This window comes from Sabulicella glaciei (genome assembly GCF_026183895.1).
Lineage (GTDB): Bacteria > Pseudomonadota > Alphaproteobacteria > Acetobacterales > Acetobacteraceae > Roseococcus > Roseococcus glaciei.
Window position 1 is genome coordinate 142,379 of record NZ_JAPFQI010000009.1, and the last position, 6,830, is coordinate 149,208.

The 6,830-nt window shown below is 68.4% G+C and carries 7 protein-coding genes; 2 read left to right on the forward strand and 5 right to left on the reverse strand.

Annotated elements, in window-relative coordinates; genetic code table 11:
- Window positions 1-73: 73 nt before the first annotated feature.
- Genes OF850_RS13220 through OF850_RS13235 form a run of 4 tightly spaced genes read right to left on the reverse strand, consistent with a single transcriptional unit; the run spans window position 74 to window position 4,005 of the window.
- Window positions 74-1,042: a Bug family tripartite tricarboxylate transporter substrate binding protein gene (locus OF850_RS13220; protein ID WP_301590668.1), complete on the reverse strand. Its 969-nt coding sequence runs from the start codon at window positions 1,040-1,042 to the stop codon at window positions 74-76.
- A complete protein-coding gene (leuD, locus tag OF850_RS13225; RefSeq protein ID WP_301590669.1) occupies window positions 1,039-1,695 on the reverse strand; it encodes a 3-isopropylmalate dehydratase small subunit in 657 nt (218 codons plus the stop codon). Before leuD ends, OF850_RS13220 begins: the two co-directional genes overlap by 4 nt.
- A gap of 1 nt (window position 1,696) precedes the next feature.
- Window positions 1,697-3,106 (reverse strand): 3-isopropylmalate dehydratase large subunit, encoded by a 1,410-nt coding sequence (leuC, locus tag OF850_RS13230; protein WP_301590670.1) that lies wholly within the window; start codon window positions 3,104-3,106, stop codon window positions 1,697-1,699.
- A gap of 17 nt (window positions 3,107-3,123) precedes the next feature.
- Window positions 3,124-4,005, reverse strand: coding sequence for an isocitrate lyase/PEP mutase family protein (locus tag OF850_RS13235; protein WP_301590671.1), 882 nt, complete (start codon window positions 4,003-4,005; stop codon window positions 3,124-3,126).
- Window positions 4,006-4,067: 62 nt separating this feature from the next.
- Here OF850_RS13235 and OF850_RS13240 point away from each other — a divergent pair, with 62 nt between their 5' ends.
- Together OF850_RS13240 and OF850_RS13245 are read left to right on the forward strand one after the other, a co-directional pair.
- Complete coding sequence (locus OF850_RS13240) at window positions 4,068-4,859, forward strand: GntR family transcriptional regulator (RefSeq protein ID WP_301590672.1); 792 nt, start codon at window positions 4,068-4,070, stop codon at window positions 4,857-4,859.
- A gap of 186 nt (window positions 4,860-5,045) precedes the next feature.
- Complete coding sequence (locus tag OF850_RS13245) at window positions 5,046-5,588, forward strand: MerR family transcriptional regulator (RefSeq protein ID WP_301590673.1); 543 nt, start codon at window positions 5,046-5,048, stop codon at window positions 5,586-5,588.
- 220 nt (window positions 5,589-5,808) lie between these two features.
- On the opposite strand, the gene OF850_RS13250 is transcribed toward OF850_RS13245, so the two are convergent.
- Window positions 5,809-6,489, reverse strand: a complete 681-nt coding sequence (locus OF850_RS13250) for a PEP-CTERM sorting domain-containing protein (RefSeq protein WP_301590674.1) — start codon at window positions 6,487-6,489, stop codon at window positions 5,809-5,811.
- Window positions 6,490-6,830 lie beyond the last annotated feature (341 nt).

Below are 6,830 nucleotides of genomic sequence, written 5' to 3' on the forward strand. Positions count from 1 at the left end.
CCGCGTCGGCTGGCGCGCCTGCGGGCAAGTGTCCGGTCTGCTGGTCGCCCCGCTCGCCGCGTCCGCCGAATCGTCAGCCTATCCGCAGGCCCGTGGCTGCAATGATCCGCCGCACCGTTTCCCTTTCGCGCCGGACCAACTCGGCGAAAGAGGCCGGATCGGACTCGACCGGATCGGACCCGCTCGCCTCGAGGCGGCGCCTCAGCTCCGGGTCCGCCAGCGCGCCCCGCATGGCCTGGGTGAAGCGCTCCATCGCCGTCCGCGGCGTCCCTGCGGGCGCGAAGATGCCGATCCAGGAGGTCATGTCGTAGCCGGGCAGGGTCTCGGCGACCGAAGGGATGTCGGGGAGCGATGCTTGGCGCCGCCCGCCCGTGCTGCCGACGAGCATCGCGCCGCGCTCCACGGCCGGGCGCAGGCTGGAGAAGGAAATGAGCCCGGCGTCGATCCTCCCCGCGGCCAATTCCCGCGCCACGTCGGCGCCACCGCGGAAGGGCACATGCTCCAGCTTGATGCCGGCCATCATCTGCAGCTGCTCGCCCATGAGGTGGCCGGTGTGCGCGATGCCGGGCGTGCCGTAGGTGACCTCCCCCGGGCGGCGCTTCGCCTCCGCCACGAAGCCGGCTAGGTCCCGGGCCGGGAAGCCCGGGCGGAGGCCAAGGATGTAGGGCATCTCCGTCACCTGCACGACCGGCACGAAGGCAGTCGTGTAATCCAGCGGCAGGTCGCGCCGCACCTCCGGCAGTACCGCGAAGGTCGGCCCTTCGAAGAGGAGGGTGTACCCGTCCGCGGGGGACTGCGCGACGGCCTGCGCCGCGATCGCGCCCGAGGCGCCGGTCCGGTTCTCGATGATGAAAGCCTGGCCGAGTTGCTCCGCGACGTTCGCCTGCAGGATGCGCGCGACGGTGTCCGCCACGCCACCGGCGCTGTAGGGCACCACGAGGCGCACCGGACGCGCCGGCCAGGCGGGCTGTGCGTGGACATGGGGGGCCGCGCCGGCCGCGAGGGCCGAGGCGAGAGCGGTGCGGCGGCTGATGATCGTCATGGCGCGTCTCCCGGCTTCGTCAGGGGGGTTGGGGATGCCGCATGGCGGAACAGCCAGGGCCGTCTCGCACGGTCCTTCCCTGCGGCCGCCCTGATCGCAGCGTCATGACGGAGCGTCAGGCCGATGTCGTCCAAGCCGAGGAGCAGGCGGCGCTTGCGTGCAGGCTCGATCTCGAATGGCAGGATCGTCCCGTCGGGCGCCACGACCTCCTGTCGCTCCAGATCCACGGACATGGTCGCGCCCGGCCGGGCATGAAGCTGGCTTCGCCACGCTGCGGCCGCCGCCTCGTCCACCCGGATGAGCAGCAGGCCGCTGCCGGTCGCGTTCTCCCAGAAGATGTCGCCGAAGCTGACGGCGATCACGCAGCGTATGCCGTAATCGACGAGTGACCAGACGGCTGCCTCGCGGCTGGAGCCGCCGGCGAAGTTCCGGTCCGCGACCAGGATGCGCGCGCCGCGGAACGGCGGCCGGTTCAGGACGAAACCTGGGTCCTCCTGCTCAGGCGCCACGAAGCGCAGGTCGTGGAACAGGATCCCGGCATAGCCCTCGTCCTTTGGACGGCGAAGGAAGCGGGCGGGTACGATCTGGTCGGTGTCGAGGTTGGGACGGTCAATCGGCGCCGCGACCGCGGTGAGGGTCGTGAAGGGCTCCATCTCAGGCTCCCCCCGCCACCAGCTCGCGCACATCCGTGATGCGTCCGTGCAATGCAGCCGCCGCCGCCATCGCCGGGCTCATCAGGTGGGTGCGGCTGCCACGGCCCTGGCGCCCGCGGAAATTGCGGTTGGAGGTGGAGGCGCAGCGCTTGCCGGCATCCACTAGGTCGCCATTCATGCCGACGCACATGGAGCAACCGGATTCCCGCCACTCGAAGCCGGCCTCGCGGAACACGCGGTCGAGCCCCTCGGCTTCCGCCTGGTGCTTCACGAGGGTGGAGCCGGGCGAAACCATTGCTGGCACCCGGGCGCGTCCAAGCCGCGCAACCGCGGCCGCCTCGCGGAGGTCGGACAGGCGGGCATTGGTGCAGGAGCCGATGAAGACCTGGTCCACCGCGATGTCCGTCACGGCCTGGCCCGGCACCAATCCCATGTAGGCGAGGGTCTCGGCGACGGCGTCGCGTTGGGCTCCGCTGGTGGAATGGCCCGGGTCTGGGACGCGGCCCGTGACCGGCAGCGCATCTTCGGGACTGTTGCCCCAGGTGACCATGGGCGCCAGCAGGGCGGCGTCCAGGGTGATCTCCGCGTCGAAGCGTGCCCCGGGGTCGCTCGGCAGGCCGCGCCAATGGGCGACCGCGGCCTCCCAGTCGCGCTCCAGGGGTGCGAAGGGCCTGCCCTTGAGATAGGCGAAGGCCGTCTCGTCCGGCGCGACCATGCCGGCTCGGGCGCCGGCCTCGATCGACATGTTGCAGACCGTCAGCCGCTCCTCGACCGACATGGCGCGGATGGTCGAGCCCGCGTACTCGATGACGTGCTGCGCGGCACCGTTGGCCCCGATCCGGGCGATGATGGCGAGGATCACGTCCTTGGCGGTGACGCCCGCCGGCCTCTCGCCCTCGACGATGACGCGCATGGATTTCGGGCGCCTTCGCCAGATGGTCTGCGTGGCAAGGACGTGGGCGACCTCGGATGTGCCGATCCCGAAGGCCAATGCGCCGAGGGCCCCGTGCGTCGAGGTGTGGCTGTCGCCGCAGACCATCAGCAGGCCAGGCTGCGTGATGCCCTGCTCGGGCCCCACCACGTGGATGATGCCCTGCCGGTCATCCTCCAGGCCGAAGACCGTGAAGCCGTGCCGCTCCGCATTCCGGTGCAGCGCATCCACCACCCGCCGCTGCTGGGCATCCTCGATGTCGTCCAGGCGATGGCTGAGCGTCGGCACGCCGTGGTCGGGCGTGGCGAAGGTCCGGTACGGGCAGCGGAGCGTCAGGCCACGCTTCTCCAGCATCCCGAAGGCCTGGAATGACCCGTCATGGGCGAGGTGGCGGGCGACGAGCAGCAGGCTCCTTCCGTCTTCCTCAAGGACAAGATGGTCATCCCAGATCTTCTGGAGCATCGTCCGGGGTTCGGTCATGACGGCTGGTCGCCCCGCTACTCGGCGGCCGCCGAGGTGGGGGGCACGCTGAAGCGCTCACGCAGCGCTTCCCATTCCTTTCGCCCGAGGCGGTCGAACAGCTCCGGCGTGGTGAAGTCCCGAACCGTCAGCGGATGGCGGTTCGTTTCCTTCAGCTCCGCCAGCATCTGGTCGCAGATCGCGACTACGGAGCGGAGCAGCACGCCCGGGACGATGGCGAGTTTGTAACCAACGCCTTCGGCCCATTTCAGGTCCAGGCTCGGTGTCTTGCCGCCGCGGTGGAAATTCAGGAGGCAGGGGCCACGGACTAGGCTGGGGATGGCTGCGGCTTCGTCCTGCGACTGCGGGGCTTCCACGAAGGCCATGTCGGCACCCGCCTCCAGCGCCGCGTTGGCGCGATGGATCGCCTCGTCCATGCCGGCGACGGCGCGCGCGTCGGTGCGCGCGATGATCAGGAAGTCGGGCGAGATCCGCGCCGCCACCGCCGCGCGGATCTTCGCCAGGAACTCCTCGCGCGGCACGATTGCCTTGCCGTCGAGATGGCCGCAGCGTTTGGGGAAGACTTGGTCCTCGACATGGAGGCCGGCGACGCCGCGTCGCTCGTACTCGCGGACGGTGCGGTACGCATGCAGCTCAGTCCCGAAGCCGGTGTCGGCGTCGGCGATCACGGGGACGGGCACCGCTGCCGCGATCCGCCCGGCATTCTCGGCCATCTCGGTCATGGTCGTCAGGCCAAGGTCGGGGAATCCGGCGGCAGCGGCCGTTCCGGCGCCGGTCATGTAGACGGCGGGGAAGCCGGCCTGGTGGATGAGGCGGGCGGTGATGCAGTCATAGGCGCCGGGCGCCACGATCATCCCGTCTTCGCGCATCTTAGCGCGGAGCTGGCTGGCCTGGGTCATCGTGTTTCCTCCCATCCCTGGACCGCGCCGCATGACTTGCCGCAGCGTTCAAGGAGCACGGTGTGGCGCTTGCCGCCGCCCGTCAACGGATGTTAGACAAGATTGTCAAACAATCGTGCCGGATGATGTCGAGCAGCAAATCGCCGGCGCGCCCGCGTGCCCCACGATCCCCTGCCTCGGCGCCCTCAGCCGCCGTGGCAGAGCGACGGAGCGGCGGGACCGTGAGCTACATCGTGAAGGACGTGGAGGAGGCGATCCGGTCCGGCCGCCTCGTCCTCGGCCAGAGATTGGTCGAGGCCGACTTGGCCCGCGAGCTTCGTGTGAGCCGCGGTTCGCTTCGCGAGGCGCTGAACCGGCTGGCAACTGCGGGCCTCGTCGAGATCGTGCCGAACCGCGGCGCCGTCGTGCGGCGCCTCACCCGCAAGGAGGTCGCGGACCGATACCAGATCCGCGCGCAGCTCGAGGGCCTGGCCGCTTCCCTCGCGGCACAGCGCCTTCACGAAGCGGACCACCGAGAGCGGCTGCTGTCTGTTGCGCCCCCGGATGCGGCCCAGATTTCATCGGTCGAGGAATACCGGCGCGAGAATTACCGCCTGCACGAGATGATCGCCGATCTGTCGGGCAACCCGCAACTCGCCGCTCTGATCCGCCAGCTCTGGTTGCCTGCGCACATGGTGGAGTTGCGCGGATCGCTCGATGCCACGTTCCACCGGGATTCAGCCGAGGACCACCGTCGCATCGTCGATGCGATCCTGTCGCAGGATGCCGCCGCTGCAGAGGCAGCGATGCAAGCTCACCTGGAGGCGCGCTGCCGGGTCATCCTCTCGCTCCCGTCGCGGGTCTTTGGCGAGTGAGCATCAGGGCCGGCTGGCAGTGCTGGTCGTGCGAGGCATGATGATCGAGCCTTGGGGCCGGGATTGAGATCGGTGGCTGCTGGCCGTGGTGCGTGACCGGGAAGGTGACGGCTTTCCTCCTGTGCCACCTGTTTCCTGCTCGGGCTGTTGTGATGCAGCGCCCCAGTTGCTCGGGGACGTTTACCCATGTCCACTGACCCAACGGTGACGGAATTCTTTACATATCTGGAAATGTCAAGCTTGGCTCGCCGGCAAGGTGCTGTTTTTGCTCAAGATGTGATTATGGCGCGAAATTTGCTGAGCGCTGGGCATCAGGGCAGCTCAGGGAATCTCAGCACGGTGAACATCGGTGAAGCCGCCCGGCGCAGCGGAGTGAACGCCAAGCTGATCCGACACTACGAGTTGATCGGCTTGGTGCGATCCGAGCGACGCGCCAACAACTACCGGGCCTACACGGAGCAGACGGTGGCCATGCTGCGCTTCATCCATCACGCCCGCGAACTTGCGCTGCCGCTCGAGGAGGTAAAGGCGCTGCTCGGCCTCTGGAGCAGCGGCACGCCCTTGGAAGTGGTGCAGGCCCGGGCGGAGGCCGAGGTGAAGCGGCTCGAGAGCAAGGCGGCGTCGGTCGCGGCCTTGGCGGCGTCGCTTCGCGATCTCGCCAGGACGACGGAAAAGGATCGGCCCCGCGCGCCTCGCTTTGACGACGTGCAGCCTCCTCGTATCGACTAGCGGCGCTGCGAGAGGTTCACGCGCGGTGTTTCAGAGATGGAGCGAAGGGGCGACTCCAGCGGCGGAATCCTGAGGCTCCGCCCCGGCACGCTGTCCGCCGACTCAATAGGGCGGTGGCCGACCACGCAGGAGACTTGACCCAGGACAAAAGAAATGCGCTCCGGCCTTGGGGGAGGCCGGAGCGCGAGCACCTGAACCCCTACAGGGGGGAAAAGAGGGTTCAGGCGGTCTTGCGACGCACGAGGCCAAGACCCAGCAGGCCGGCGCCGAGCAGGGCGAGACCCGCGGGGGCGGGCACCGGAACCGGCGGCACCGTCGGAGACGTCAGGGAAAGCGCGAAGAAGGCCTCTGCGCCGGAGGCGGCATTGCTCAGCGAAGCGGAAAGGCCGATGCGGTTGCTGCCGTTGGCGAAGAAGGGCTGGGCGGCGAGGGCCTGCGCCGCGTCGAGCTTGTAGGCGTAGCCGAAGGCGCTGCCTTCCTGCGTGTGCTCGCTGAAGGTTTGCTGCGCGAAGGCGCCGGTGGAGTTCCACAGCAGGTTGCCGGCGGCGCTGTAGATGCTCAGCACCAGGTTGGTCAGGGTGATGCTGCGGCCGGCAGCGCTTTGCGGCTCATTGGGCGTGAAGATGACGCGCAGATCGGCGGCGGTGACCGGCGCGAGGCTGCTGATGGCGGCGGTGTGGGACTGGTTCGTGGCGTGGCCGGTGCGAATGTCGGTGGCGCCGTTCCAGCTCACCGAGCCGGTCTCGGTGCCGTTGTTCTGCACGGCCAGGATGGTCGGTGTGGCGCCATGGCCAGTGCCGCTCACCGGAACGATGCTGTCGTAGATGAGTGCGGCCTGGGCGGGCAGGGCCGCGGAGCAGGCGAGAAGGGCAGCGCAGGCGGCGGACTTCAGGACATTCATGACAAGTCTCCCAAGGATCTCTAGCAGGCCCTGAAAGCCGGGCTGCAAGGCGTGGACCGATCCACACCCAGGGAGAAGCAACGAACGTGCCAGTTCTAAGAATGTAAGACAACCAGTGACTTACCAAGACTTGTAGGCTTTAGGCGGCCGAATTGTAAAGAAAACTTACACATATCTTAGAATGTAAGTTGGCAGCGAGCGCTTCCGTGAAGGGTGCGCCTGCACTAGAGCACGTTCCGCCCGAGCTGATTCGCGAAAGCGCTTCCCCGACGCGGGGGTGATCTGATTCACCCTTCCTGCTGAGTGGAGACAGAAAGGCATGGCGAAAACCTTGTCGGAGG